At 61.6% G+C, this 25,154-nt stretch carries 19 protein-coding genes; 8 read left to right on the top strand and 11 right to left on the bottom strand.

The annotated features are described in order from the left end of the window. Window positions 1-612: 612 nt before the first annotated feature. Together AC3FKG_RS25575 and AC3FKG_RS25570 are read right to left on the bottom strand one after the other, a co-directional pair. On the bottom strand, window positions 613-1,716 hold the full coding sequence (locus AC3FKG_RS25575; RefSeq protein ID WP_488744461.1) for a Leu/Phe/Val dehydrogenase: 1,104 nt from the start codon (window positions 1,714-1,716) through the stop codon (window positions 613-615). A gap of 188 nt (window positions 1,717-1,904) precedes the next feature. After that, window positions 1,905-2,744 (bottom strand): avidin/streptavidin family protein, encoded by an 840-nt coding sequence (locus tag AC3FKG_RS25570; RefSeq protein ID WP_488744460.1) that lies wholly within the window; start codon window positions 2,742-2,744, stop codon window positions 1,905-1,907. 309 nt (window positions 2,745-3,053) lie between these two features. Between AC3FKG_RS25570 and AC3FKG_RS25565 the strand changes: the two genes are divergently transcribed. The 7 genes from AC3FKG_RS25565 (at window position 3,054) to AC3FKG_RS25535 (ending at window position 14,312) form a co-directional block, all read left to right on the top strand. Then, entirely contained in the window at window positions 3,054-5,750 is a 2,697-nt protein-coding gene (locus AC3FKG_RS25565; RefSeq protein WP_488744459.1) for a winged helix-turn-helix domain-containing protein, read from the top strand. A 182-nt stretch (window positions 5,751-5,932) separates the two neighbouring features. Next, window positions 5,933-8,008: a hydantoinase/oxoprolinase family protein gene (locus tag AC3FKG_RS25560; RefSeq protein ID WP_488744458.1), complete on the top strand. Its 2,076-nt coding sequence runs from the start codon at window positions 5,933-5,935 to the stop codon at window positions 8,006-8,008. 17 nt (window positions 8,009-8,025) lie between these two features. Next, entirely contained in the window at window positions 8,026-9,684 is a 1,659-nt protein-coding gene (locus tag AC3FKG_RS25555; protein ID WP_488744457.1) for a hydantoinase B/oxoprolinase family protein, read from the top strand. A gap of 30 nt (window positions 9,685-9,714) precedes the next feature. Further along, window positions 9,715-11,100 carry an aminopeptidase P family protein gene (locus AC3FKG_RS25550; protein WP_488744456.1) on the top strand — a complete coding sequence of 462 codons (1,386 nt, stop codon included), beginning with the start codon at window positions 9,715-9,717 and terminating at the stop codon, window positions 11,098-11,100. A gap of 71 nt (window positions 11,101-11,171) precedes the next feature. Further along, a complete protein-coding gene (locus AC3FKG_RS25545; RefSeq protein ID WP_488744455.1) occupies window positions 11,172-12,062 on the top strand; it encodes a hypothetical protein in 891 nt (296 codons plus the stop codon). Window positions 12,063-12,076: 14 nt separating this feature from the next. Next, complete coding sequence (locus AC3FKG_RS25540) at window positions 12,077-12,895, top strand: aspartate/glutamate racemase family protein (protein ID WP_488744454.1); 819 nt, start codon at window positions 12,077-12,079, stop codon at window positions 12,893-12,895. Window positions 12,896-12,920: 25 nt separating this feature from the next. Then, window positions 12,921-14,312: an MFS transporter gene (locus AC3FKG_RS25535; RefSeq protein ID WP_488744453.1), complete on the top strand. Its 1,392-nt coding sequence runs from the start codon at window positions 12,921-12,923 to the stop codon at window positions 14,310-14,312. 586 nt (window positions 14,313-14,898) lie between these two features. Here the strand turns inward: AC3FKG_RS25535 and AC3FKG_RS25530 are convergent. The 4 genes from AC3FKG_RS25530 to AC3FKG_RS25515 form a co-directional block, all read right to left on the bottom strand. Beyond that, on the bottom strand, window positions 14,899-15,063 hold the full coding sequence (locus AC3FKG_RS25530) for a hypothetical protein (RefSeq protein ID WP_488744452.1): 165 nt from the start codon (window positions 15,061-15,063) through the stop codon (window positions 14,899-14,901). A 594-nt stretch (window positions 15,064-15,657) separates the two neighbouring features. Further along, the gene (locus tag AC3FKG_RS25525; protein WP_488744451.1) at window positions 15,658-16,269 is read right to left on the bottom strand and encodes a hypothetical protein; all 612 of its coding nucleotides are present in this window, start codon (window positions 16,267-16,269) and stop codon (window positions 15,658-15,660) included. Window positions 16,270-16,307: 38 nt separating this feature from the next. Further along, window positions 16,308-16,664, bottom strand: coding sequence for a hypothetical protein (locus tag AC3FKG_RS25520; protein ID WP_488744450.1), 357 nt, complete (start codon window positions 16,662-16,664; stop codon window positions 16,308-16,310). A gap of 179 nt (window positions 16,665-16,843) precedes the next feature. Beyond that, window positions 16,844-17,284 carry a hypothetical protein gene (locus AC3FKG_RS25515; protein WP_488744449.1) on the bottom strand — a complete coding sequence of 147 codons (441 nt, stop codon included), beginning with the start codon at window positions 17,282-17,284 and terminating at the stop codon, window positions 16,844-16,846. 862 nt (window positions 17,285-18,146) lie between these two features. Between AC3FKG_RS25515 and AC3FKG_RS25510 the strand changes: the two genes are divergently transcribed. Beyond that, a complete protein-coding gene (locus tag AC3FKG_RS25510; RefSeq protein WP_488744448.1) occupies window positions 18,147-18,722 on the top strand; it encodes a hypothetical protein in 576 nt (191 codons plus the stop codon). A 197-nt stretch (window positions 18,723-18,919) separates the two neighbouring features. On the opposite strand, the gene AC3FKG_RS25505 is transcribed toward AC3FKG_RS25510, so the two are convergent. The 5 genes from AC3FKG_RS25505 to AC3FKG_RS25485 form a co-directional block, all read right to left on the bottom strand. After that, window positions 18,920-21,784 (bottom strand): AAA family ATPase, encoded by a 2,865-nt coding sequence (locus AC3FKG_RS25505; protein WP_488744447.1) that lies wholly within the window; start codon window positions 21,782-21,784, stop codon window positions 18,920-18,922. A gap of 146 nt (window positions 21,785-21,930) precedes the next feature. Beyond that, the gene (locus AC3FKG_RS25500) at window positions 21,931-22,401 is read right to left on the bottom strand and encodes a hypothetical protein (RefSeq protein WP_488744446.1); all 471 of its coding nucleotides are present in this window, start codon (window positions 22,399-22,401) and stop codon (window positions 21,931-21,933) included. A 9-nt stretch (window positions 22,402-22,410) separates the two neighbouring features. Further along, a complete protein-coding gene (locus AC3FKG_RS25495; RefSeq protein WP_488744445.1) occupies window positions 22,411-22,800 on the bottom strand; it encodes a helix-turn-helix transcriptional regulator in 390 nt (129 codons plus the stop codon). A 71-nt stretch (window positions 22,801-22,871) separates the two neighbouring features. Beyond that, window positions 22,872-23,501 carry a hypothetical protein gene (locus AC3FKG_RS25490; RefSeq protein ID WP_488744444.1) on the bottom strand — a complete coding sequence of 210 codons (630 nt, stop codon included), beginning with the start codon at window positions 23,499-23,501 and terminating at the stop codon, window positions 22,872-22,874. Next, window positions 23,488-25,107 carry a tyrosine-type recombinase/integrase gene (locus AC3FKG_RS25485; protein WP_488744443.1) on the bottom strand — a complete coding sequence of 540 codons (1,620 nt, stop codon included), beginning with the start codon at window positions 25,105-25,107 and terminating at the stop codon, window positions 23,488-23,490. Before AC3FKG_RS25485 ends, AC3FKG_RS25490 begins: the two co-directional genes overlap by 14 nt. Window positions 25,108-25,154: the final 47 nt, after the last annotated feature.

Below are 25,154 nucleotides of genomic sequence, written 5' to 3'. Positions count from 1 at the left end.
GGCTACACGCACTTCTTGACGCGCACGCTACCCAATGTAGGTACTGAAATGAGCCTGCATGTTATGGCGTACAACCTCAAGCGTGTGCTCGGAATTCTCGGATTCTCGAAAACAATGAAGGCGATGCGCCTGGTGGGTGCGTAAGCACCCATTTACGCCCAAAAAAATGGGCTGAAGATCGCCCTCAGGGCTCCCATTAGCACTATTCGCCCGTTTCGACGTCATCCCACGACAGAATTAGCCGAAAATTCGATAAGGCAGGCTACGCCCCAGAGGGAGCACGCATTGGTCGATTCGAGAGACGTTTCCACACGGCCTCGACCCATCTCTGCCATTGGGCAGGATCGCTGCGAGCGTCCGTTATCGCCGAGAAAGGCGTTTGGAGTAGATTTCTTGGGTGACCGCTGGTGAGAGCTCACAGGACACTCACCGAACAGAATTCCCGATGACAGTGGTGGATCCCAATCCTGATTTGATTGCTGCTCTTTTATCTGAGCAGCCGACGATGCTCTGGGCCGGCGGTAGCTTCGCATGCCTTACTGCTATTGGGCTGCGTACGCCGGCCTTACACGAGTCTGTCCGCAACGACACGGGCGTGACTAGGTGGACGGGCTACGGGTGTCGACGAGGGAGTATCGGCTGCAGAATCTCCTGCGCCATGCTCACTGCGGTGCGCGCAGGCGCCTCGCCGGTCTTGTCTACTCGCTGGGCGAGCGCGAAGACGCGCTCTCGGATGCGGCCGATCTCATCCAGCATCGCGGCCTCATTTGTGCCACCGAGGTAATCCCGGGCGCAACTGATAATGCCACCAGCATTGATAAGGAAGTCGGGCGCATAAAAGATTCCGCGCTGCTGAAGCGTGTCGCCCTCTGCCAAAGAGGCGAGCTGGTTGTTGGCACCGCCGGCGACAATGCGGAACCGACATGTCTTCGCCACTTCGGGTGAGATGACAGCACCAAGTGCGCACGGCGCGAAGACGTCGCTCTCGACTCCGGTAATGGCATCGGGCGAGACAACTTGGGCGTTGAATTGCTGCCGTGCCTGTTCGGTACGTGCCGAGTCGATATCAGCCACGATTAGTTTCGCGCCGGCCTCGTGCAGGCGTCGACACAGATCCCAGCCAACCGAACCAAGCCCCTGGACGGCCACGGAGACGCCGGCCAGTGATAGGCGATCCATGCGGTACTGGACGGCCGCTTCAATGCCGACAAACACGCCATACGCCGTCCTCGGCGACGGGTCGCCGCCGAAGCTGCCCACGCTTGGCATACCGCTCACATAGGACGTTTCAGTCTTGACCGCGCGCATGTCTTCCACCGTAGTGCCGACATCCTCGGCGGTGATATAGCTGCCCCGCAGAGACTCCACCATGCGGCCGAAGGCGCGGAAGAGTGAATGGCGATCGGTCTGCGCTGGGTTGCGCAGGATCACAGCCTTGCCACCGCCAAAGGGCAGGCCCGCCAAGGCGTTCTTATAGGCCATTCCTTGGGACAGCCTCAACGCGTCTGCTAGCGCATCAGGCTCAGTGGCATAGGTCCAGTACCGACAGCCGCCAAAGGCCGGGCCAAGCCTGGTGTTGTAGATCGCAATGATGGCCTGCAAGCCGGATTCGGGATCGGTGGCAAGCGCAACGCGCTCGTGGGATGGGCCTTCGCCGGTGCCGAAGAGTCGGGCGGCAGCCTCTGGGTGAATGCAGTCGTTCAAAGTTCTCTCCATGTGTAGGGATCAAAGCGGGTTGCTTCATCCTTCCTGCACACCGCTCCGGGGTTCCCGGACGGTATGGCGTTGATGGCGGCATGGGCTGCCATCGCGACTGGCCTGTGAGCAATTGTGTTGCGTGGGCCAGATATATCGGTCGAGAAAGATTCGGTTCTGCACACAGGGTGCAAATCCGAAGTTGGATCTCAAGGGCAGTTTCCGCGCTGGAAGGTCGGGATTATCCAGCACGGTGCCCGAAGGTACTCCGCCCAAGACACGGTCGTCTGCGCGTAACGGTCCCCCGGTGCGGTCGCGCGACTCGTGAGCCCGCAGAGCGTGAGCTTGCCGCTGACGGGGTCGAGCATGCCGGACAGCGATAGTGAGGCAGGAAGTCCAGCATTCGCTGCCGCCAGTGACAGCGACCGCGGCATCGCATGATCATCGCAGTCCGGATCAGCAAAGCCGGTGACCGGTAGGTCAATGCCTTCGGCGGACATCATGCCGCGCACCTCGGCCGCTCGAGTACCGGCGATGCGGCGTACCTCCAGTGTCAATGCGGATCCGTCCGAGCCGTGCCAAGTGCCGCTGAATGTGTTGTTTAGTGCACTCAACTCGCCAGGCTGTGGCAACGTAGCAACGTCAGCATGATTTCCTTGCTGCACGCGCCAGTAACAGAGTTTGTCGATGTAGCTGCCCGCGGGCATCAGGCCGGGAAAGTCACTTGAGGCCACCAGCATGTGCGACAGCATCAGGACCTCGCGGCCCTCAATCAGGCTAAGCTGCCCACTCAGTCCCGACATCCATTGCCAACTTGGGTCGGGCTTAGATTCTCCAATCGCATGCCAACAAATGGACAAGGCGATAGGCTGGCCAAGGCGCGGCGTGGCAGTGTTGCCGGGCGCGAAGCCGGTAACTGCATAACTGCCTGTCGAACCGGTGGACGACTGGTAGGTCCCGCGCAGGGCGCCGGCAACGCTCGTATGAAAATCCGACGACAGGGTCATGACGGATCCATACTCATTACGCCATGTTCCTAAGATTGACATCTGGACAGTTCCTCAAGGTCGGCATGGGCTATCGGTGGCGAGACCTCTGCCTCCGGGTTGCGAGCACGGCAGGATACGGCCGTCGTCGCCACCGGAAGGGACGGGATGCGGGTAGGAGGGCAGGGGATTTGCGGACGCGCCTATCCGTGTGGGTGGTTTGATTCGGGAAAATACGGAAGCTGTCGAGGGACGGGCCATGCCAAGCTTGCGCCAGTTGCCACCCGGTCCCGGCAGCACTGGCCCCCTATTTTGGGACTACTCGGCGCCTGGTGCCCGCGGCGGCGCAGCGCCCCTTATTGCAGCGCAACCATGCTCCCCGCAGACGGAAACGACAGCAGCTTCTCTCACGCCTGGATGTGGTTCGGAAAGCTGGCACCCCCCCACACTCAGGTCGATTCGGTGCCCCGTGAGGCCGTGTTGGCCGAACTGCAGTCGCACGTGACCCGGCCGCTCACCCTCGTGATTGCGGCGCCCGGTTTCGGCAAGACCACATTGCTCGCTCAATGGCGCACGCGCTTGCTGGGGGAGCCAGGCGATGCTCGCGTGGGGTGGCTCTCGCTCGACGAGGCCGATAAAGAAGTAAATCGATTCCTCGCTTATGTGCTGCTGGCCTTGGAGGAAGCGGGCCTGGACATTGGCGGGCTGTCGCAACTGGCGCGCTCGCAGAGCTTGGACGAGCGGCCCCAGCGTACTGTGGCGGCGTTGTTGCAAGCGCTGGCACGCCAGGAGCAGCCGATGACGCTGATCCTCGATGACTACCATCGAGCCGAATCCGTGGCCGTCGACGAGGTGATACTTACTCTGCTGGAGCATGGCGGCCACTGGCTGCGTCTGGTGGTTTCCTCCCGTACGCGGCCGTCGTGGCCTTTGGCGGCCCTACGCGTGCGTGGCCTGCTGCACGAAGTGGACGCGAGCAGTTTGGTCCTTTCGTTGTCAGAAGCTGCGCAAATCTTCGGGTCGGCCCTGGACGGGGCGGCACTTGCAACCCTGCACGCGAAGACAGAAGGGTGGGCCGTCGCCCTACAGCTCGCGAGATTGTGGCTCGCGCGCGGCAGTGGCTCCGCGTTCGGCCTTCCAACTTTCTCCGGCCGGGTGTCCGAAGTAGCCGAGTATCTTGCGGAGCAGATCCTTGATAACTTGCCCGAGAATTGCCGGGAATTTCTGCTCGATACCTCATTGCTGGAGCGCTTCAACACTGATCTTGCCGACGTGGCGCGCGGCCGTAGCGATAGCGCCGATATCCTGCGCCAGCTCTCGCAGTTCGAAGCGTTGTTGGTGCCGCTCGATGCAAATCGGAGCTGGTTCCGCTACCACCTTCTGCTTGCGGACTTTCTGCGTGCACGGCTGCCGGCGGCGCGTGCCTGCGAAATCCATCGGGCTGCCGCTGGGTGGCTGGCACGGCATGACGACCTCGTGCAGGCCGTTGCCCACGCCCTAGCCGCCCCTGATACGGCACTGGCCGTACGCCTGGTCGTGGACGCCGGCGGCTGGGAGCTGGTGCTGCGCAAAGGCATCCGCTACACGGAAAATCTGTTGCGACAGTTCGACGACCTGGCTCGGCGTGGGGAGCCCGAGTTGACACTGATGCACGCTTACCTGCAGGCCAAGCTGGGCAATAAGGCGCTGGCCGTGGAGTTGCTCAAGCTCGCCCAGGTAGCGGTCGGAATACAGGAGGTGCAGGGGGTGGCCAACCTGCGACGGGACTACCAGGTGATTGAGGCCATGGTTCACGTCTACTTCGACTCTTTTGAGAGCAGCGACAGATGGCCGGTCACCGCCGACGCAGCACAGGAGCGCTTTGGGGGCGATCCGCTGGCTCAAGCCATGCTGCTGTGCGCCGGCGCTGTCGGTTCACTGGCGTGGGGTCGTATGGCAGACGCAGCACAGGCGGCGCGTGCGGCGCGTGTACAGATGCAAGTGGTGGCCAGTCCGCTCGGGGAGAACTACTGCCTGATGCATGAAGCGCTGGCGCTGGCTATGACGGGTCAGCTTGCTCCCTCGCGTAGTCTGATTGAGGAAGGGTTGCTCCTGGCGGAGGCCAACTTTGGTACCGACAGTTCGCTCAAGGGTATTGTCGGCTGCTTCAAGGCGCAGCACCTGTATTGGCAGGGCGAATGGAGGGAGACCCGGCACTGGACCCGCGACGGCCGCGAGACGCTGGAGCAAACCGATGGTTGGCTCGACGTCTTCGCGTCTCATGCGGAGGTGGCGTGGCGCACAGCACTTCGCCAAGACGGGCTTCAGCCCGCGCTGGCCGTCCTTGATCACACTGCACAAATGGGGCGAAAACGGCATCTGGATCGGCTCGTCCACCTTGTCCAGGCTTGGCGCGTGGATCTGCTGGCGCAATGTGGACTGGCCGCGCAGGCACTGCAAGAAGCACATGCGGCAGACCTAGAGTCCGGCGCTTACCAGTTGATGGTGCCCGGTCTTGGCTGGCGCCGCCAAGAGGCAGCCACGTTGGCCCTCGCGCGCCTCTCATTGGTAACCGGTGCTTCTGCGGCGGCATTGGCCCGGCTAGACGGTGCAGCCGGCGTATTCGAAGAAGCAGCGCTGCTGCTGCCCGCTTGGCGATTCCGGTTGTTGGCACTGGTCGCGCGCCGGAAGGCGCAAGAGGGTGATGTTGATCCGGTTCATGTTCAGTCCGGGTTAGCGCCTGTTGCCCAGTTTGGGCTACCGGGACTGCTATTGGAGATCGGGCCCGCAATCTTGCCTTTCCTGACGAGTGCAAAGATCGAGGTAGGCCATGACATTGGAGCTGTGGTGTCGCAGCTTCGCGGCTGGCAGGCGCATCCAGTGCGCCCGCGCTCGCAGTTCAGCGCCAAGGAGATGCAAGTGCTGGCCCTACTGGCCAGCGGACAGTCCAACAAGGAGATCGCGCGTGGCCTGGACATCTCCGAGAACACCGTGAAATTTCACCTGAAACAAATCTTCCAGAAGCTCGGCGTTGATAACCGCGCCGCCGCGATCAGCCAGGCCATGCAGCAAGGGCTGGTGTCGCACTGAGCCGTCACGGTCAGCTCGGGGCTTGCCCTCATCAACCTACCCGGGTGGGTAGTCAAACGCTACCGTATCGCAATTCCCCACCTGCCACCGCTGTTGAGTAGCGGTCTGCCTGTTCTTAGAGTGCATGTCAACCGGCGCGGCAATGCAGCCGCGCCCGACATTCAGCTAGGAGAAGCAGATTTATGCAACAGTCCAAGATCGTCCGCGTGGCGACCGACGTTGGCGGGACCTTCACGGACCTCGTCTATTTCGAGTTCGACCCTGCCACTGGCAAGCAACGCATTCGCACGGCGAAGTCCGACACCACACCCCCCAATTTTGAGCAGGGCATCCTGAACGTACTGCGCAAGGCGGATGTGCAGCTCGATGCGGTGAGCTTCCTTGCGCATGGCACCACTGTCGTCATCAACGCCCTGACGGAGCGTCGTGGCGTGCGAACCGGCCTCATTACGACCGAAGGTTTTCGTGACGCGCTGGAGATTGCGCGAGCCAATCGACCTGACTTCTTCAACCTGAGCTGGGTGAAGCCGGCGCCGTTTGTCCCGCGCTATCTTCGCCGTGAGGTGCCGGGGCGCATCCACTTTGACGGCACACAGCGGCAAGAGCTGAACCTGTCCGGCGTGGCGGAGATTGTCAACGACTTTCGCGGTGAAGGGGTGGAAGCTATCGCCGTTTGTCTGATGCACTCGTACGCCAACCCGTCCCATGAGCAGGCCGTACTGGCCGAAGTGCGGCGCCTGTGGCCGGAGGTATCGGTGGTGGCATCCCATCAGATCACACGCGAATGGCGCGAGTACGAGCGCACCAGCACGGCCGTGCTGTCGGCGTACGTGCAGCCGATCGCGGCGCGTTACCTGAGTCGCTTGGAAGATGGGCTGCGTAGCAATGGCTACCGCGCGCCACTGTATGTGATGCAGTCCAACTGCGGCGTGGACACCGTGGCGCACGCGCGGGAAATTCCTATCACCATGGTCGAGTCCGGTCCTGCCAGCGGCTTTTGGGGGGCGGCCGAACTGGGGCGCTTGATCGGGGAACCCAACGTGCTGGCGCTTGATATCGGTGGCACTACGGCAAAGTGCTCGCTGATCGAGAACGGCCAGGTTGCCATCAAAACCGATTACTGGATTGAGCGCGACCGCACCAATGCGGGTTATCCCATCATGGTGCCAGTGGTGGATCTTGTTGAAATCGGCAACGGCGGTGGCTCCATTGCATGGACCGATGCGTTCGGCAAACTTCACGTCGGGCCGCAGTCGGCTGGCGCTTCCCCCGGTCCCGCCGCCTACGGCAATGGTGGCACCAGCGCCACTACTACTGATGCCAATCTGGTGCTTGGTCGAATCAACAAGGAATACTTCTGTGGCGGAGAGATCGTGGCCGACATGGAGGCCGTGGGTCGAGCGCTGCAGCCCTTGGCGCAGCGGCTGAACATGTCGCGCGAAGAGGTGGCACGCGGAATCATTCGCATCGCCAACGACAACATGGTCAATGCGCTCAAGCTTGTCTCGCTCAATCGAGGCCGCGATCCGCGCGAATTTACGCTAGTGGCTTTCGGTGGCGGCGGCGCCATGCACGCTGTCGCGCTCGGGCAGGAGCTTGGTGTCAAGAAGGTAGTGATTCCACGCGGCGCGTCGGTTTTCTCGGCATGGGGTATGACCATGTCAGACCTACGCCGCGACGTGTTCGTGAACCGCTTTTTTGAAGCGAGCCGAGAAGGCGCGACCGCCGAAGCACAGGGTCTGCTTGACGAACTGACGTTAGGGGCACGCCAGCAATACGCGCAAGAGGACGTCGACCCCGCACACGTGCGTGTGGCAATGCATTGCAAGCTGCGCTACCAGAACCAGGAACATGCCGTGGAAGTGCCGATGCAGCCCGGCGAGCGAGTCGACACGCACTGGGCTGCGATAGCGGCGCGTTTCCACATGCTGTACGAGCAGCAGTACACGTACCGCCTCGATGCCCCGCTAGAAATCGTCGGATTCCACGTCGTGGCGGTAGCCGAAATCGGAAAGCTCGATCTGGAAGAGCTGGCTGTTACCGGCGCTTCCCTTGAGGCCGCGGTTAAAGGCACGCGGGCAGTGGATTACGCGCTCGACGGCATCCACCAAGCGACTATCTACGACAACGCTCGCCTGGAGCCGGGTATGGCGTTCAACGGCCCGGCGATCATCGAAGACGCAGGGACAACCATCGTCGTTCATCCGGGCAACCGTGCCAGCGTAGATCGCCTGGGCAACATCCACATCATTATCTGAAGGCGAGGCAACCCATCATGAGCCGTACCGATATTTTCACGCTGGAGATCATCCAGAACTCGCTTCAGGCCATTGCCGACGAAATGTTCGCCGCCATGCGCAAGACAGCGATGAGCCCGATCATCTATGAAGTGCTGGACATGGGCACTGGCATCACCGACGCCAAAGGGCAGATCGCCAGTTCTGGTTCTGGCATCCCAGCTTTCGTTGGTGTGCTGGATAAGACCGTGCGCTCCGTTCTGGAGCAGCACGCGCAGCCGGGCGAGATCGAGCCGGGCGACATTTTTATCACAAATGATCCTCACAGCGGCGCGGTAACCCACCTGAACGACGTGGTACTTACCATGCCGGTGTTCGCTGACGACCGCCTGGTGGCATGGACCGCCAACATCGCGCATTGGAACGACGTAGGCGGCATGGTACCGGGTTCGCTCAGCACCAACGCAACCGACATCTTCCAGGAGGGATTGCGTCTGACTGGCGTTAAGCTGATTTCCCGCGGCAAGCCGGTGCGTTCAGTCATGCAGATTCTGCGCGCCAACACGCGCATGCCCGATTTCATGGAAGGCGATCTATGGGCTGGCATCGCGGCTGTGCGCAGCGGCGAGAGCCGGATTGTCGAGCTGACGCGTAAGTACGGTGTGGATGCATTCGTCGAAGCGATCAGTGACTTTATGGATCACGGTGAGCGCGTTTCGCGCCATGCGCTGGAGAATGCCCCGCGCGGGCGCTATACGATGGAGGAGTTGCAGGACGATGGGCAGATATTCCGCGTCACGGTAGACCTCACGGGCACCGAGATGATCGTGGACCTGTGCGACAACCCATCCCAGTCGGCCGGCCCGACAAACCTAAGCCGCGACGGCACCATCGTTGCTGCGCAAATGGCCTTCAAGGCATTTACTGCGCCGCAGGCGGCGACCAATGGCGGCACATTCCGTCCGCTAAAGGTGTTGACCAAACCGGGCACTCTGTTCGATGCCTGCTTGCCCGCCGCGGAGGGCTTCTACTTTGAGAACCTAATCCGCGCCTACGATTTGATCCTGCGTTGCCTGGCCACGTACCTGCCAGGCCGGCTTCCGGCCGGCAATTTCGCCTCAGTCTGCGCCACAATCATCGGCGGCGTGCATCCAGATACCGGCCGCGTTTTCACGCTGGTCGAGCCGGAGATCGGCGGATGGGGTGGCGAGGACGGCCGCGATGGCAACAGCGCGATGTATTCCGGCCTGCATGGCGAAACCTACAATTGCCCGGCGGAAATCTGCGAGGCGCGCTATGGCCTGTACGTTGACTGCATGACGCTCAACGATGAACCCGGTGGCCATGGCCAGTACCGGGGCGGGTACGGCATCCGCATCGACTACCGTGTGCGCTCCGACAACACCTTCCTGACCTGCGGTTACACGCGCTCCAAGGTGGCGCCGTGGGGGCTGGCCGATGGTGTCGATGGCACCCCCAACTACATCGAGGTGGTGCGCAGGGACGGCGGCGCCGAGCGCCACGCCATGGTCAGTGGCCTGATGCTCAATCAAGGTGACGTGATCCGCGTGCGTACGGGCGCTGGCGGGGGCTACGGCGATCCGACTTTGCGTTCGCATGAGGCGGTGCGCGAGGACGTGCGAAACGGCTACTTGAGTCCGACACAGGCCCAGGCGATCTATGGGGTCGCGATCTAACGCGGGTTCAGGTTTCTCAGTGGAGTTCCCATGTTCGACAAGCACATCTACCGCACCAGGCGGGCAGCCCTCCGCGCGCGCATCGGATCGGGCCTGATCCTGTTCCCTGGCAACGAATGCACCGCAATCAATTTTGCGCACAACACTTATCCCTTCAGGCAGGACTCGTCATTCAGCTACTTCTTTGGTATCAGCCGTCCCGGCTTGGTCGCCGTCATTGATGCTGACAGCGGCGCAGAAATATTGTTTGGCGACGACGCCTCTGCCGATGACGAGTTGTGGCTTGGCGAGCAGCCGCGATTGACGGCGCAGGCGGAGCAGGCTGGCATCAGTGCAGTTCATCCGCTGGCGGCACTTGACGAGGTGATCGGTGCCGAGCACCGACAGGGGCGCACAGTGCATTATCTACCGCCCTATCAGACACGCACGACAATGGACCTCTCGCGGTGGCTGGGTGTGCCGGCGGGTGCGGTTTCAGAAGGCGCGTCAGTCGCGCTCATTTGTGCCGTGGTCGCATTGCGTGAAATCAAGAGCGACGGAGAGGTGGCACAGGTTGAAGCGGCGCTAAACGTTACGCACGCCATGCACTGCGCAGCAATGCGCATTAGCCGCCCGGGCGTCATGGAGCGCGAGGTAGTCGGCGAAATGCGGCGCTTGGCGCAATGCCATGGCGTGCAGGAGGCGTACGCACCCATCTTCACGCGACGCAAAGAGGGCTTGCATGCACAAGTCTACGACATGCGCCTGGAGGCTGGCGACTTGGTTGTCAATGATGCCGGCGCCGCCAGCCCGCTGGATTACGCCAGCGATGTCACACGCACGTTGCCGGTGAGCGGCCGCTTCGATACGAGGCAGCGCGAAATGTACCAGTTGCTCTTGGACGCTCAGCTAGCTGGGATCGCCGCGATGCGTCCCGGGAAGCGCTACCTTGACGTCCACCGTGATGTCAGCATTGACATCGTGCGGGGCATGCGTGAAATGGGATTCTTCTGCGGCGAGCCGGAGGAAATCGTCGCTGCCGGAGCCCATGCCATCTGCTTTCCTCACGGGTTGGGACATCAGCTTGGCTTGGACGTACACGACATGGAGGCACTAGGCGAGGACTATGTCGGCTATGACGCCGAAGTGTCACGCAGTTCCCAGTTTGGACTGAGTTACCTGCGAATGGGCAAGCGGCTTCGCGAAGGCATGGTCATGACCATCGAGCCAGGTATCTACTTCATGCCAGGACTGATCGATGGCTGGCGAGCCGAGAAGCGACACGCCGAGTACATCCGTTACGAGCGCTTCGATGCGTTCCGCGAATTCGGCGGCATGCGAATCGAGGACGTGGTCCACATCGGCGGAGAGGGCGCGCACGTGCTCGGCCCGCACATCCCGAAGACTGTGGCCGAGGTCGAGGAAGCCATGTCCTAGTCTTTGCAGCACCCTGCGGCGCTCTCGACTACCCACGTGCCGCAGATTATTTCAACTACAAGAGAGACATTGTGAAGGCATTTCATTTGCCGCGCATCCGCGCGTTGGCTGCGCTCGCCCTAACGGCGGGCATTACTGGAAGTGCCCAGGCCGATCAGTTTATCGGCTTCGGGCAGGCGGGCGTCCCTGGCTCGTGGGCGATCGAGTCGTTTCCCGTAGTCAATCGCAGTTCTGACGGGAATATCCGGGCTGGTGCGAATACGGTCGTAGCCTATTTCTCCAAGACGGGCTTCACCGGCACGAAGCGAGACCAGTTCGAAGTGTGGGCTGGCGTCATTCCAGGTTATGCCACGCCCGCTGGAGGGTCTTCGAGCACGGGGACGGGTATTGCGTCGCCGAACATTGGCTTTGAGTACTACTACAACGTCGTTGAGCCAACTAGCGATTACGGCTCTCCAAACTACACCACCTTCTGGACCAGCCCGACGCTGATGATCGAGTTCCCTAATGGGAACAAGGACGTGTCCGGTTTTGGTGCCGGTGGCAACCGCTTTGCCTATAGCCTGAGCTTGTCCAACTACCTGCAGGTGGGCAAATGGGGCGTCTCTTTCACGCCGGTCGGGCTGTACTACACCGATCGCAGTCACAACGCGACGGACCTCGGCAACGGCGATGTCAGATACCTGCGGGGCGGGCTTAGCCTCTGGTTCGCCGACATCGCCGGAGGCTACCAGGTTACTCCGTCGCTCTGGCTGGGCATTCACCACATCTACAGCGTCTACAACCACAGCGCATCCGATTTCTCAGAGATGCGCGAGGGAAAGATCGGTCCTTCGATGACCTACACGGGTCTGGCGAAGTACGGCGTCTATATCTCAGCGAACGTGAACTTCGGCTACTACCATTCGGCGAACCTGCCGCATGCCAATTCACTGACCATGGCTCTGGTGAAGAGCTTCTAATGGAGGAATCTCGCATGAATGCAACCCTGCCCAACCAGCCTGTCGACGTGCCAGTCACCGTCCGCTGGCTGAACCCAATTGGCTCGCCGGCTTTCGACGCGCCAATTGCTGATCTGTTGCACGGTATCAAGCAACCCGGAACACAAGTCGAAGTGGTTTCGTTCGACATGACGCCAACGCCTACCCACCTGGAATACCGTTCGTACGAGGCGCTGATCTACGAGCGCACGGTACGCGTCGCGCGCGATTGCGCGTGCAATGGCACCGATGCACTGGTGGTGGGCTGCTTCTATGACCCGGCGCTGGAGGATGCACGGGAGATCTCGGGATCGACGGTTGTCGTCGGCCCTTGCCAAGCGAGTCTGCAGGTGGTCGCGAACCTGGCCAACCGCTTCTCGGTCATTGTCGGGCGCAACAAGTGGATCGAGCAGATGACAGCACGAGTGCGCGAGTACGGCGCCATCGATCGACTGGCGTCGATGCGCCCGCTTGGCATGGGCGTGGACGAGTTTCAACGTGATCATGCCGTGACCCGTCGGCGGATCCTGGAACAGGCCAAGCGAGCTGTGGAGGAGGACGGGGCTGAGGCCATCGTGCTCGGCTGCACCATCGAATTCGGCTTCTTCGAGCAGGTGCAGGCAGAAATCGGCGTACCAGTGATCGACCCCGTAGTAGCGGCTTTCAAGTTGGCCGAGTCCTTGGCAGGTATGAAGCGCCGTTTCGGCTGGACGCCGAGCCGCGTGGGCAGTTGCGAGCCGCCGCCGGAATCCGAGATCGAGGCATTTGGGCTGTTCCGCGCGCCCGCGCCTATCGGCAATATCGTGCGTGCCTGACATCGACAGGCAAGGGAGAACACTAATGACTCAGATATCCACCAATGCGGCAGGCGCGGCGCAACAGGCAGAATTGCCGAAACACCGCACACCGGCGCCGCCACTAGCCGCGGACAGCATTGCCGTCGGGAAGCTCTTCGAGCAGCTTCCGCTTACCCGCGAACACCTGAAGAGCTGTCTGGCCTTGTTCGTGGTTTTCGCAATCGAGGCGTGGGAGATGATGATTATCGTCTACACGGCGCCGCTGATCGGCAAGGAGTTCAAGCTCGATCCAGCGGCCGTGGGCAACCTGATCGGCGCCATCTTTGTCGGCATGCTGATCGGCTCGTTGTGGTGGGGAAAGATTTCGGAGCGGTTGGGCCGTAAGCGCTCCATCATCATCAGCCTTGTCTTGTACGGACTGATCTCGTTGGCCAGTACGATGGCGCCGGACTACGGTACGCTCTACGCACTGCGCCTTCTCGCAGGCGTGGCCGGCGTGGGCATGATGGTGGTGACATTCGTGCATTTCGAGGAATTGCTCCCAGTGAAGATGCGAGGAACCTGTACCGTGTACCTCGCGTCGGGCTGGCCGATCGGGATGCTGCTCGCGTTGGGTGTCTCGGTCTGGCTGCTGCCGTTAGGTTGGCGAGGCATCATTGGGCTGAGTTCGCTGGCGAGCGTATGGGCCTTGGTGATTGCATGGTGGGTTCAGGAATCGCCCTACTGGCTGGCGGCTGTGGGACGCGAAGGCGAAGCCAAGGCGGTGATCGCAAAGCTGAGTCGCGGAGCCGTACAGGTGGCACCGTCGACGCGCGTATTCGTGGAGAAGAGCCAGCATAGCGGCACACACCGAGAGCTGTTCTCAGGGCAGGCACGCCGTGTCACGCTCTTGCAGATTGCCGTCAACTTCACGTTCTCGTGGGGATATTGGGGGATGCAAACCTGGCTGCCGGCCCTGCTGCAGCAGCGCGGGCTGAATTTGCCGCAGAGCTACGGCTTCATGGCAATTTCGGCGGTGTGCATGATCCCGGGCTATATCGCGGCGTCGTTCCTGACTGGCAAGTTTGGCCGCAAAAGCGTGATCGTTGGGTTTATCGGCATGTCGGTGGTGGCCGGCTATGCGTTCGCCAACGCCCAGAGCATGACAATGCTTTACGCCGCAAACTTTGCGCTGGCTTTCTTCAGTATGGGCGCCTGGGGAGTGTGGGACACCTGGATTGGCGAGTTGTACGCGACCCGGGTGCGAACGCTTGGCTATAGCTGGGCGGTGTTCGCGCAGCGCGTGGCCAACATCGCAGCCCCCAGTGTGGTTGGGGTTCTGATAGCACGAGGTTCATCCTTCGGCTCCACAACTACCATGATTAACCTGTTCATGCTGGCAACTGTCTTGCTGGCGATGCTGATTCCCGAGACAGAAGGCAAGGAGTTGCACTAGCCCAGCCCTGCTTCTCAGGAGGCCTGCTGCGAGCCTCCGGGGGAAAGCACAAGGGCCGCTGGACGTTCGGGCATGGCCGGCCGTAGGTCGCTTTGCCATCCCGCACGTCCAGCAATCTTGAGCCACCGCCGGGACTCTCTCTCGAAAGAATGCCAGTAGCGGGCGCAACGGGCCGAGGGGATTGCCATCGGCATCTCTGTTCGCGTGGTATGGATTGTCATCATAGTGGCAGCGACCAACCGCACAGAAACTCATAAATTGAACACACTTGGCTATCCAGTCTTGTCGGCTTTGCCAAGCGATGAGGGTAACCAAGGGACGTCCAATTGCTGGAAATGACCAAGAGGTAAAGAAGATGATCGCACCATATATGGCACGCATTACGGATGCCATCTCGAGCGGAAGATGTATTGAGTCGATATTTTCCGCAACGGCACAGGCGTTCCAGACTGAAGTAGGCTACCGACTCCTCACCATTTCTTCAGTTGAAATGAAAGGAAGTCTGGAGGCCACACGAGTTTGGAGTTCGCACCCCGAGATATTTCCGATTGGTGGGACCAAGAAACTCGACAACCAAGAATTGATCTCAACTGTCGTTGAGAACAGGCAAACGCTCTAGTGTCAGACTCCTGAGGCGCTGCGCCGAATGTTCTTTGATCATGCCGGCCTCGAAGCCGTCAAATGTGGGGCTGGTATCAACTTGCCACTCATCTTCGCGGAAGACGTGATCGGTGTAGTCAACATTTTCCATGAGTCATCATGGTTCACCAACAAGCGCATAGCGGACTCAAGGGCATTGCTGGCTCTTATGTACGTTCCCATGATGCTGTACCGTTCGATGCCTTCCTTAAGCACCTGAGCTACAACGACTGGAAGATCCAATATCAGTGGACGTTTGCATTTACGCCAGTCGTGATCCGCAGGCTTGCGGAGGTGACCGCTACAGCCAAGAGTTGCATGACGGCGATTCCTCCACTCAACCGCTGCACCGTACGATTCAGGTCCCATTTCTCTTGGCCACTTCGGTAGCGTGCCGGCTAAGGCGCTTAGTTCAACATTCGAACGGCCGCCTCCCGCGGCAAGCGGTGGTCCGCTCAAGGTCTGGAAGCGGCCGTGTGTTGTACCCATAAAACTGCCGGCTCTCCGCCAACTCGGTCATCCAAAGCTGTGCCGGCGGACGACTCAAACTGGCCGACTCCAGCCGACGCGATGAAGTTGGCGAGGCGCCGTCTGACCTTACGTCTACACGAAGCGCAGCAGGCAGCGCTCGCTTGCGCGGGGTCATAAGCCGCTCGACGACTACCTCTGCTGCTGACCCTGCTATTCGCTCAGACTGTCTACCGCTTCATTTGAGAGCCTGGCGCATGGCCTCGAATACGTCCGCTGGTACTGACTGACGGTTCCAGTAAGGTGAACGTGGAACCCTATGTTCGAACAGAGAGCCTTTTGTCAGGCCCAGTGCTGGAAGCCAGTACCACCCACCCCGACCGATCAAGACCAGGGCGCCCCGCGCGATGGCTTGCTTTGTCTGCTCGATAGCAAGCGCCATCGAAGGTAGGCCCAAGCGCTTGGGGTCATCCAATGCAGCACTTGCCCACGGATGGATCTGTAGCATGGCCAAGTGTTGCGACACGTGCTGCGCGCCGAACTCGTTGATCAGATCCCGAAAGCGTGGCGCGCTGTAAGCTCGCATTCCAGGCGGCGCCTCCGGGTGCAGGGAAGCATAGGGCCAGCCATCGCGGACGAAGCGATGGTCATCCGGTGTGCTGCTGGCGTCGAATCCAGGATTGTTCATCAGCACGACAATGCGGGCCCTACGGATGTCTCCTTCATACGGCTGTGGGCCAAGCTCGGTATGCAGCCGATACTTGTCTGGCAGACCCGGTATCGCGTGGTACCGCGCAATGGCGTCTTCGTCGAGTCGAGCCAATTGGTCAGCGTCGAAATAGGTCGTCATTGTTTATGCGGAAGTCCGGCGAAGGAAGTCCAGTCGTCTCAGTAGCAGTTCCCATAGCGATCACAGGTGCGATGGAAACTGTTTCCTCGGGAGTCTGTGCCATAGGTCGTCATCCCACCCATGCCGTTGCCTTGCGTTGTCTGATTCCAGCTTGCACCGTTCGACGCAGTGCCATTCGTGTAGGCAGTATTTCCGATGACTTGTGTGGACTGATTCCAGGAACCTCCATTCGCGCTGTATCCCTGAACGTTGGTGGTGTTGCCCATTCGGGATACGGTGTAGGAGTTACCACTGTTGTCCGTGCAAGTTTTCAGAGCGTCCGATCCGATACAGGATGCGTGGGCAGAGCCGATCATTCCGGCAACGATTGCGACGGCAAAGAAGGTCTTTTTCATTGTGTGATGATTCCATGCTACCGAGACAGGAAACGACCGTCCGCGGGCAGCGCGCGCTGGGTCGGTTTTGAACTGTTCACCCACTGTGCCATAAGGGAACTCCCCTCCGCTGTGGATGTTCAGGATTTGTCAGGTTCTGGCAACAACTGCTACAGACGCGTAGCAGCCCGGCGCGTTAGTCAGCGCCACTGTCTTCCAGTCGCTCCCTCATAGGCCGAAATGACTTCTCGCATTGCCTTGAGCTGCTGGGCAGTCAGCTTCTTGTCAGTGCGGTACTGGCGGCCCTCGAATCGGATCGTTACGTCCTTGGCATCGGCGATGGTGCGGACAGCGGCGATATCCGAAGCGCTCAATGCTGAGTCGGTCCACTCCCAGATCATGCCCCCGCTGTTATCTCGTTCCCAGCCCATGCGCCCGGTAACTTGCGGGACATCTACCGTGCTGCCATCTGCCCTTGCCCAGGCTCGTTGTACAAAAAGCCAGTCGTCGGCGTAATACTGGACTACCAGCCGGGGCGGCGTGAATGATCCGCTGTCGGTCTTTCCAAAGTAGAGATAGAAGGCATTCGCGTTTCTATACTTGGGAGTAGACGCCGCTCGATACCACGTGATGCCTTCCATCTTGTCGTATTGCTTGGCGAGGGCCTTTAACGCGCTCTCTGATTGCTTGAGGCTAGCCGACGGGGCAGAGGTCTTCGCATTCTTGGCGGTAGCGGATGCGGACTCCCGGGCAGCGGCGTAAAGAGCCTGCTCGCTTGCGAGACGAGTTGCCTCGGCCTGGTTGTCGGACTCGCGACAACGAACTGGCAAGCGGCGTGTCGTCAGAGCGTGAGTGGCTAACGGGAGAGGTTGTTGGTCCGTTGTGGACTGCGTACCAGCCAACGACAAAGAGAGGCAGGCATACCAACAGAATGCGACGCGGTGAACGGCGTAAGGATTGGAACTTCACGGTGGAACCTCAATGAACTAGTGGGCTCCCCCAGAGGCATTGCTTTGGTCGATTGACACGGTCAGCTTGATGCGGGGGGCGGCTCCAGTATGGACGTAGAAAGTCTTTGATCCAGAGAGGGCGCGACCGTGGATGACCACGATCAAAGAGGGATGCCTCTAATTGAAAGCTTGGTGATCTGATGTGCACGGCCATTACAGCTGACTAGGTAGAGTCCAGATGGTGGGCGGTTCAATCTTGTCCGAGCTGAACCACATGTTTGCTGCGCCACATGAAGGAAGTTGACGTCAGATGATCCTCACGAATTCTGATCCTAACGAGGTGCTGGGCGCCGAAGATGGGCAGAGATTGCCGTTCTGGCAGTACAGTTGGCTGGCGCCCCGTTGTGCGGCGCTAAATCGCTTTGGCCAGCCATGTGGGAACCTGGCTCGGAAAGATAGTGGCTTCTGCCGCTATCACAGCGGAGATCAGCGACCCCGCTGGATGCGTTCGCCTCGCGGCCCGGACAATCCGCAGCGGGCGCATCGGCGCGCCATGGAACACCTGTGGCGCCGCAATCCTTGGGTGCCGGGGTTCACCTGCGTCCTCGATGACGAATCGCGCCAAGTCTTCCTGAGCTGGGTGGAGGGGCATCGCATCCATCTGGATTGGCTGGCGCCAGCGCTGGCCAACTGGCTGACCTGGCAATTCGTCGGGCTGGTGCGCCGTGGGCAGCTGTATGAGTTGGAAGGCGACGCCGTGATCGGGGAACTGCGCCGGCGGGATGCGACGATCGGCGATCCGCCAGCAGCAGGCAGCGCGGTGGACATGACGGCCAACAGCGAGGCGTTTGCCTGGCGCCCGCGTCTGAAGCTCAAGGGCGAATGGGTTCGGCCGCAGACGAACGCACGTACGCATCCGCCGGGCGCGGGATTGTCGATGCCACGCGAGCCGTCCCGTGACGCGATGTCGTGGACGCCGCCAGTGGGACCGGCGCGGCTGTCCACCGCGGAGCGGCGGGAGCTGGGGCACGCCTTGGAACGCGACCGCCTGCTGGGCGGTGGCACGCGCGAGGTGCGCAAGGCGAGGGAGCGGATTGTGGCGGCACGCCGGGGGCGCCTTTGGCCGTAGGCGCGTAGTGGCTGTTTTTTTCAGGTCGATGGACCGGGCATTCATCAACCCACCCACCCACCGCCCCCTAAAGGGGGGCCGGTGGGTTGATGGGATTCATCGACCTGGTGGGTTTCAGGTCGATGGCGGTCAATGAGGTCGATGGCCCCTGCTGGGTGACGAAAAACGCCAGTCATCCTGACCATTCATCCTGTCTTTTAGCCGAACATGTGGCGCACGTTTTCGTCAGCGTCCGCACCCAACGTAACAGGTTCCCTCAGCAGCGAGAGGTCGCCGGGGCGAATTGAACCCTTCGCCGCCGCGCTGCCTTTTACGGTTTCGTCAAGAACCAGAGACCCGCGCGCGATCTCGCTCTCGATGAACGCCTTCACCGTGTCGGTGCTCTTATGGACGCGAGCTTGCAGAATCGCCGCGAGCGTGCTTTTGCTCGGTGGGCGGGCCGCCCGATATTCACTGCTGAGATAGTGAAGCAATGCGCGCCGGAAGACTTCAGTGTTCTGCGAATGCTTGACGGCGTCCGCAATTTTGGCCCGTTGCTGCTTGTCGGTGTGACGCAGCAAGACCGGTACCAGTACGCCGGAATCCGTGCGAAACCATACCGGCTCCATCAGCGGAGGCATCGCGTTTGCCTTGGGCACGGAAAGCCCAACGTGTTCATGCGCGTGTTCTTCGGCAATGCTCCACGCCGCCGCCACCGACTTCGGCATGCGCGCCATAGTTGCCGCAACGCGGGCGGCGTTGGTAATCATGACGCTGCCCAATGCGGCATGCGCCGACAGGTCTCCACCTCCTGCAATATCTTTCGAGGCATTCTTCGCGATGTGATGTACCACCATGACGGCAATACCAAGGCGCGAGGCCAAGGCTCGCAACGCCATCGCAAACCCGCCAAATGCGCTGGCGTCATTCATGTCGCCCTGGAAGTAGGAACCTGCCGGATCGATAAACAGCGCGCACAGGCCAGGAATCCGACGGCAGAGGCGCTCCAGTGCATCGAGCGCGGGCGTCGGCCCGTTGCTCCCATACAGCGTGACCAGCTCCGTATTGGTGGCTACCACGTGGACACGCTCCAGGCCATTGCGAAGCATCGTCACGTAATCAACTGGTGTCCCCGCTTCGACAGAGGCAGCCGTCATAGCCTGCGCACGGTTGATCAGGCGCTTGCGGCGGCGCTTAATGTCGTCGTCGGTGTCCTCTGCTGTCAGATACAGCGAGTCCCCCTGCGCCGGGATCTGAAAAGGCGTGCCGTCGAGGAAGGGCACGCCCGTACCCAACTCATAGGCCAGCATCAGCACCAGCGCGGACTTGAGACTGCCCCCATCGCCCGACAGTACCGTGAGCGAGCCGCGCACCATCAACCGGTCAACCACAGTATCCAGCGGCGGCGGCTCGGCGTCGAAACCGTGATGCTGGCGATGCTGGCTCGGGTCGATCCTATCGAGAAATTCCGCGCCGTATGACTTGGCGGGGGCCGTGGGCATGGGCACACCGCCGAGCGTAGCGCCTGCAGGGTTGGCTGTCGTGGTGCTCTGCGGCAAGGGCTGAAATACGTCGGCAGGGTTAGGCGGGGCCAGGTGATACGTGATGCCCGTACCAGAGTCGTGGACAAAAGGCTCGCCGCTGTCGGTCAGGCCGATGAAGGCGGCGACAGAATCCGAATCCCTGAACGGCGCCTGAATGCGCATGCGCTTGGCTCCGGCGGCTTTCCATTCCCGCACGGTGAACGGATAGCCCGTCTGGGGCGTCAGCAGCGTGTCGCGTGTCAGGCTTTTGTAGTCGCGCACCACCAAGCCGCCGCTGCCGTCATGCTGGATCTGCGCCGCTGATGTGGCGTTGTGGCGGGCGATCTGCGCGTCCGTCAGGTCGGTAAAGCTGGCGAGGTCAAGGGGCAAGCCTTCGTGAATCTCTACGACAGGCGCTGCGATAGTCAGGCCGCCGCTCACGGCGGGCTTGCCGTCAAACACCAGCCGCCCGGCGGTCAACACGCTCGGGTCGAGGATGGTCGCATTGGCGTCGCGGGTCAGCGCCCCGTTCTTGTTCGGCTTGTTCCATGCCACGCCGAACAGGCGGGCCTTCGGCAGAATCTGCGGGCGGATCGCGTCCAGTCGCTCCGGATTGGCCACCCTGACGATGGTGTGGCCGTTCCCCTCGCCGTAGGGTTTGCCGTCAGGCAGCAGCACGCGGGCAGACGACGACGGCACCCGCACACGCTCGGCGGCCAGCACGCCGGGGAAAAAATGCTTGTCGATCATGGCCAGCCAGGCGTCGTAGTCGAGCTGGGCGCCAAACTCAGTCGGCGTGCTGGCGTCGGTATCGCGGTCGAGCAGTGCCCAGCAGCATGGCGCGAAGTTTTCCTTGAGGCGCGCCACGAACTTTTCGCCGCCGATGGTGTGGACGCCCACCAGCGCCTCCCGGTCATCCGGACTCACCCCGAGCCGCTGCGCCAAGTCCGCCACTGAGACAATCCGGAATTCCTCACCGACCTCCACGCCCCGCACGGCGTTCAGGATCACCACTGCGTTGGGAATCGCCATCGTCTGCCGGAGCACGGCGGCCAAACTCTGGGCGTCGGGGACGTGTTTGACCTGCGCACGGGCGCTCTGCACGCGAGCTTCGCTGGTCTTTGCCACTGTGCCGTCTGCATCGCGCACGAAGGACTTGCCGCAGGGCTGGTCGCTCACCAGCACGGTAATGCGCTCCCAGAGCGGCGGCGCGGGTTTGGCCACAGCGGCAGCCGCCTGCGCCGTCGCTGTTGGTGCGGGCGTGGGCGACGGCGGCGTGCTGGCCTTGCCCTTGAGCTTCTGCCATTCCGACTCCAGCGTCTTGGCCCGGCTAACATGCATCTTGGCGGCGGGCTTGGTGCTGCCCACCATGGCCTGAATCTGCGGCCACGTCAGGCCCATGCGCGCTCGCGCGAACGTCATAAAGCCAGCACGCGGAGTCAGGCACCCGGCCAGATCCAGCAGGCGGTCGGCCAACTCGCCCTCCGTGGGCGGCGCGATGATGGCCGGCACTGCTGCTGGCGCACTCGCAGAGGGCATGAAGTCGGCGGACGCGTTCATGCCGGGGTCCCGTGCGTCTTGCTGAGGGGCACGTTGCGCCGTCGCCGTACGAGGCATATTCTGTTCAGGCATTATCTGTTCTCCCGCGGTGTGAGCCGCGCGTTCCGCGCCTGCTGTGTTCGCTCATCGGCAGGCGTTTTGTTTCTTTATGCGCGGCAATTCGGCAGCGGCGTCGGGTCAGGCTCGATCGGCGCCACGTCGCCTTCCTTCCAGTCGGCTTCCTCTGCGATGCCCTCGGCGCGCAGTGGCCGCAAACGGGCGTCCGGCAGAGAGGCGATCACGCAGGGGCGCCCGTACATATCCGGCAGGGTGATCGGCGATTCGATCCACCACACGGGCACGCATGGCGCGTACTCGGGATCGAGCTTGATGACGCGAACGATGCGGCCCAGCAACGGAGTGAAATCCACCCAGGCAGCTGTTCCATCTGGGTTGGGGTTGTTCCCGCCGCCAGTGATGTTCACAACTATGGCGAGGTCGCCTGGGCGGCAACGAAGTGCGCGGCGTGGGCAGGGTTTGTGAGGATTGTCGATACAACGTCCTGAGCGGACGTCGGCGATCTTGATGCGTTGTGCCGCACGCCGGGCGGCGCGAAGAGGGGAGTTCTTCTTGGACATGGGGCCCCCTCAACCTTGCTGGCGCAGCTTGCGGGAGGGGGCAGCCTTCGCTGCGGCTCGCACTTTCAGCGACGCCTTGGTGGCCGGGCTCTGGAGGCGACGATCAGCGACCGGCAGCCTGTCAATCCAGTCATAGACGGCGTCCGCGATCCAGCACAGCCGCGACGGGCTGCGCAGCCTTGGCTGCGGGAAAGGATTGTCTTCGTCGGGCTGTTCCAGCTTGCGCCAGAGTTCGGCAGACGACAGGCCCGTCATGTCGAGTACCTGTTGCCGGGTCAGCAGGCGACGCCCCTGGCGGTCATTTAGAACCTTGTCAGCGACGGCGCGCAGCAGCGCGTAGACGTCAAAGTCGGTGCCGGAGCGAAGCGGCGCGGCGTCGATGTGTTCCGTTTGCGGCATGGTGTGGCTCCTTCTTGTTGGTGCCACGCCATTGCATCAAGCGGGATTGCCCGAGGAATAGGGGGGATTGTTCAAGATGCCGGTGTCTCACCAGCCGCGTGCAGTGCTTGCAACCAGCGCAGCGCCTGTTCAAATGCGGCTTCGTCGCAAAGGCACTTGCCGGATGGGGCGTTACGGTTGTCGTAATCGTATTGCAGGCGCTGAAGGGGGATATTCGCCAACCGTGCCAGCTCAGCGAGTGCGTTGGCGAGGGTCATACCCCTGATATTGCGCAGGTAGCGCACAACGCTGGCTACAGTCGCAACGCGCAGGGAAGTCATGAGCGGCACAGGGCGGCCCCCTTTTGCGCCGTCCTTGTCCTTGGTGACGGTTACTAGCGAATTGGCGGTCCCCTGGTCAAGCAAGCGCAGCGCGTGATGCGAATCGGCAAGCATCAGCAGAAGCGGAATAAATGCAGGGTTTTGCTGGCGATGGATGTCGAAGGCCTGCACCAGAAGATCGTCCTGCATCATTTGCCGGCGCGTGCGCCCTTTTTGCAGGGCGCAGGCGTTCCGGACGATATACGGCCCCCACTCGTCCAGCAATGACATGATGGTCGGCACATCGTCTTCCGGGCTCCTGTTATCCGTCGGGAGCGTGTGCGACAGGCGTTCCGCTAGCGCCGCGAGACGATTATCGAAGTCCGCTTCATCGCGCGCCATTCGCCGCCTCGCTGATGGAAATGACCTTGGCGCCCGTCTTGGCCTGCTCGAGCTGCGCCCACCACCACGCCATCATGGCGACGCGCTTGTCCCACCGGGTGCCACGGTCATAGGCGAGCTGCACGTCGCCGCCGTGCAGGTGGTCGAGCTGGATTTCCACGGCCTCGCCGTCGTACCCGGCTTCGCGCGCCAAGGTGGAGAAGGTGGCGCGAGTACCGTGGGGGCAATGTTTGCCAGACAGGCCGAGGGTGCGGCTATAGAGCTTTTCCAGCGTGGCCGGGCTTGCGGTGCCGGACTTCGTGTTGGCCGGGAATACGTAGGGTGAGCCGTCGCTGTATTGCTTCCACCGTTTCAGCCGCCCGGCCAACTCGGCCGGCAGCGGCACAGTATGGTCTGGCTTTTCTTTGTCCTTGATCTTCATGCGGGCGCGGGGAAGCTTCCAACGCGGCGGGGTGGCGTCGAGGTCGAACTCCGACCAGCGCGCACCCATCAGTTCGCCAACACGCAAAAGGGTCGCGTGCATGAGGTCGGCGGCCAGACGGGTCGCCGGAGAAATACGCGCCGCTTCGATGCCGCGCAGCACACTACCGAGTTCGGCAAAGGTCGTGAAGGCCGGGCGCTTGTTGGGCGCTGACTTGACGCCGAGGTCTATCGGGGCGCAGGGATTGATAGTGATATGCCCACGAGAGGCCGCCAGATCGAAGATGCTGGAGACGTGCTGTTGCAAGCGCAGCGCGGTTTCCTCAGCGCCGCGCTTAACCACGCCTTCAAGGGTGCGCGCGACCACTCCGGTGCGGATTTGTGAAACCGGCAAGGGGCCGAGGATGGGGAGAACATCCCGCTCAAGCGCCCGAGAGCTTTTCTTGTAGTGCACTGCGCTCCACGCCGCTTTGCCCGTTGTGCGCATTTCCAGCCAATCCTTGGTCAGCGCTGCGAACGTGGCATCCCGGTCAATGGCGGCTTCAGCGGCACGCGCTTTTGCCTGTTGCACCGGGTCCTTGTTGTCGGCCAGATCGCCTTTTAAGACGGCCAGCCGCACGCGGGCATCTTTCAGGGAAATTGCATTAGGGCCGGCAGCGGGACCGAGGCTCGACAAGCGCGCCACCAGCTTCCCGTTCTTGCGCACGCGATAGCGCGCATGCCAGTAGGCGCGGGCTTCCTTGTCGATGTAAAGCGACATGCCGGCGCCATCGGCGTAGTAGGCCGGCTTGTGCCAGTCGCCAGCCAGATACGCAGCCTGGGCGGCGGCGATCCTGGCCGCAACGGTCGGCGCGCTCAGCTTGTTGGTGCCGGCTTGAGCGAGAGTGCGCGGACGGGTACTTGGGGTTCTATGCACACTCGCCACTCCGTCGTCGGCAGATTGGTGTATAGAACGCTCGCCCTCGGCGGGTGTCACAGGCGAGGCTGGCGCGGCCTTTGTTGCCGTAAGAGCAGTGCGCTCGTCGTCGCTGTCCGCGTGTCCGGAAACCGCCAAGCCCGGCTGTTCATGCGGATTAAGCGGGATATCCGTGTCGCGCGCATCCGTGTTGGCATCCCGCAAAGCCTTGTCGGCCAAGGGTTTGCTGGTTATACGCACACGCGGACTTGAGGGTTTGGGCGTTCTCATGGTTTCCTCGCACAGATATACGCACTCGTCGTTGCGTATCGCATGGT

Source organism: Cupriavidus sp. 22TCCZM04-2, from assembly GCF_057798895.1.
This window is presented reverse-complemented; position numbering and strand designations above follow the sequence as displayed.

Excerpts from the sequence above, each read along its gene's own strand:
- AC3FKG_RS25575 (WP_488744461.1), bottom strand. The coding sequence starts at position 1,716 with ATGGAGAGAACTTTGAACGACTGCATTCACCCAGAGGCTGCCGCCCGA.
- AC3FKG_RS25570 (WP_488744460.1), bottom strand. The coding sequence starts at position 2,744 with ATGTCAATCTTAGGAACATGGCGTAATGAGTATGGATCCGTCATGACC.
- AC3FKG_RS25565 (WP_488744459.1), top strand. The coding sequence starts at position 3,054 with ATGCTCCCCGCAGACGGAAACGACAGCAGCTTCTCTCACGCCTGGATG.
- AC3FKG_RS25560 (WP_488744458.1), top strand. The coding sequence starts at position 5,933 with ATGCAACAGTCCAAGATCGTCCGCGTGGCGACCGACGTTGGCGGGACC.
- AC3FKG_RS25555 (WP_488744457.1), top strand. The coding sequence starts at position 8,026 with ATGAGCCGTACCGATATTTTCACGCTGGAGATCATCCAGAACTCGCTT.
- AC3FKG_RS25550 (WP_488744456.1), top strand. The coding sequence starts at position 9,715 with ATGTTCGACAAGCACATCTACCGCACCAGGCGGGCAGCCCTCCGCGCG.
- AC3FKG_RS25540 (WP_488744454.1), top strand. The coding sequence starts at position 12,077 with ATGAATGCAACCCTGCCCAACCAGCCTGTCGACGTGCCAGTCACCGTC.
- AC3FKG_RS25535 (WP_488744453.1), top strand. The coding sequence starts at position 12,921 with ATGACTCAGATATCCACCAATGCGGCAGGCGCGGCGCAACAGGCAGAA.
- AC3FKG_RS25530 (WP_488744452.1), bottom strand. The coding sequence starts at position 15,063 with ATGGAAAATGTTGACTACACCGATCACGTCTTCCGCGAAGATGAGTGG.
- AC3FKG_RS25525 (WP_488744451.1), bottom strand. The coding sequence starts at position 16,269 with ATGACGACCTATTTCGACGCTGACCAATTGGCTCGACTCGACGAAGAC.
- AC3FKG_RS25520 (WP_488744450.1), bottom strand. The coding sequence starts at position 16,664 with ATGAAAAAGACCTTCTTTGCCGTCGCAATCGTTGCCGGAATGATCGGC.
- AC3FKG_RS25515 (WP_488744449.1), bottom strand. The coding sequence starts at position 17,284 with ATGGAAGGCATCACGTGGTATCGAGCGGCGTCTACTCCCAAGTATAGA.
- AC3FKG_RS25510 (WP_488744448.1), top strand. The coding sequence starts at position 18,147 with ATGGAACACCTGTGGCGCCGCAATCCTTGGGTGCCGGGGTTCACCTGC.
- AC3FKG_RS25505 (WP_488744447.1), bottom strand. The coding sequence starts at position 21,784 with ATGAACGCGTCCGCCGACTTCATGCCCTCTGCGAGTGCGCCAGCAGCA.
- AC3FKG_RS25500 (WP_488744446.1), bottom strand. The coding sequence starts at position 22,401 with ATGTCCAAGAAGAACTCCCCTCTTCGCGCCGCCCGGCGTGCGGCACAA.
- AC3FKG_RS25495 (WP_488744445.1), bottom strand. The coding sequence starts at position 22,800 with ATGCCGCAAACGGAACACATCGACGCCGCGCCGCTTCGCTCCGGCACC.
- AC3FKG_RS25490 (WP_488744444.1), bottom strand. The coding sequence starts at position 23,501 with ATGGCGCGCGATGAAGCGGACTTCGATAATCGTCTCGCGGCGCTAGCG.
- AC3FKG_RS25485 (WP_488744443.1), bottom strand. The coding sequence starts at position 25,107 with ATGAGAACGCCCAAACCCTCAAGTCCGCGTGTGCGTATAACCAGCAAA.